The sequence below is a fragment of the Kitasatospora sp. NPDC093558 genome (assembly GCF_040683475.1).
Taxonomy (GTDB): Bacteria; Actinomycetota; Actinomycetes; order Streptomycetales; family Streptomycetaceae; genus Kitasatospora.
This window is the reverse complement of sequence record NZ_JBFBDY010001155.1, coordinates 1-1,441: the sequence shown is the minus strand read 5'-3', so window position 1 is coordinate 1,441 and position 1,441 is coordinate 1. Positions and strand designations below refer to the sequence as shown.

At 75.9% G+C, this 1,441-nt stretch carries 2 protein-coding genes; one reads left to right on the top strand and one right to left on the bottom strand.

Annotated features, from left to right (window positions below; translation table 11 throughout):
• A partial coding sequence (locus AB0O00_RS39335) for a transglutaminase-like domain-containing protein (protein WP_363659468.1) occupies nt 1–723 on the top strand: 723 nt, incomplete at its 5' end.
• 23 nt (nt 724–746) lie between these two features.
• Here the strand turns inward: AB0O00_RS39335 and AB0O00_RS39330 are convergent.
• Nucleotides 747–1,376 carry a response regulator transcription factor gene (locus AB0O00_RS39330; protein ID WP_363659467.1) on the bottom strand — a complete coding sequence of 210 codons (630 nt, stop codon included), beginning with the start codon at nt 1,374–1,376 and terminating at the stop codon, nt 747–749.
• Nucleotides 1,377–1,441 lie beyond the last annotated feature (65 nt).

Genomic DNA, 1,441 nt, shown 5'->3' with positions numbered 1-1,441 from the left:
GCCGCGTGCGAGGCGGCCCTCGACCGGCACGCCGCCGCCGTGCGCCTCGCCGTCGCCGAACGCGCCCCCGCCGGGCCCGAGGAGACGGCCGCCCTGCTCGCCGCCGTCCTCGGCGGGCGGGAGCGGTTCCACGGGCAGCCGTCCGACTACCGGCGGCTGGAGTCCTCGCTGCTGCCGGAGGTCCTGCGGCGGCGACGCGGGCTGCCGATCACGCTCTCCCTGGTGTGGATGGCGGTCGGCCGGCGGGCCGGGCTCACCGTCCACGGCATCGCGCTGCCCGGCCATTTCATCGTCGCCGTCGGCGGCCCGGCCGGCGGCGAGGAGTACGTCCTGGCCGACCCCTTCCACGGCGGCCGGCTGCTCGACCCCGACGACGCCCGGCGCCTCGTCGAGGCCACCGGGCACCCCTTCACGCCCGCGCTGCTCACCCCCGCCCAGCCGCTCGACATCGTCCACCGCGTCCTCGGCAACATCCGCTCCTGGGCCGCCGACCGGCCCGAACACGCCCGCACCCAGCTCTGGGCCACCGAACTCGCCCTGCTGCTCCCCCGCCACCCCGCCCAGCTGCGCCTCGAACGCGCCGAACTCCTCGTGCGCACCGGGGACTTCCTCGGCGGCTCGGCCGAGATGGACGCCTACGCCGAGATCCTCGACGCCTTCGACCCGGACGCGGCGGCCAAGGTCCGCCAGGACGCCAGGGCGGCCCGGCACCGGCTCAACTGAGGCCGGGCCCGTGGAGCAGGGCCCTACAGCCAGCCCTTCTCGCGGGCGATCCGGACGGCCTCGGTGCGGTTGCGGGCCTCGGTCTTCTGGATCGCCATCGACAGGTAGTTGCGGACCGTCCCCTCCGACAGGTGCAGGCGCTTGGCGATGTCCGCGTTCACCGCGCCGTCCGCCGCCGCCCCGAGGACGTCCCGCTCCCGGGCGGTCAGCGGGTTGGCGCCCTCGGCCAGCGCCGCCGCGGCAAGCGCCGGGTCGATCACCCGCTCGCCGCGCAGCACCCGGCGGATCGCCTCGGCGAGTTCGGAGGCGGGCGCGTCCTTCACCAGGAACGCGTCCGCGCCGGACTCCATCGCCCGCCGCAGGTAGCCGGGCCGCCCGAAGGTCGTCGCGATCACGACCTTCGTGCCCGGCGCCTCCCGGCGCAGCTTCGCCGCCGCCTCGATGCCCGTCATTCCGGGCATCTCGATGTCCAGCACTGCGACCTGGACGTCGTTTGCCAGCGCCGCCGCCACCACCTCGTCGCCGCGGCCCACCTGCGCCACGACGTCGATGTCCCCCTCCAGCCCGAGCAGCGCCGCGAGCGCCTCCCGGACCATCCCCTGGTCCTCGGCCAGCAGCACGCGGATCGAGGAGCCGTTCTGATCGTCACTCATTGGGCGATCTTGGCATGGCGGCCCGCTCCCCCGGGAGTCCGCCGGACGCTCCGGCGTCCCACTCC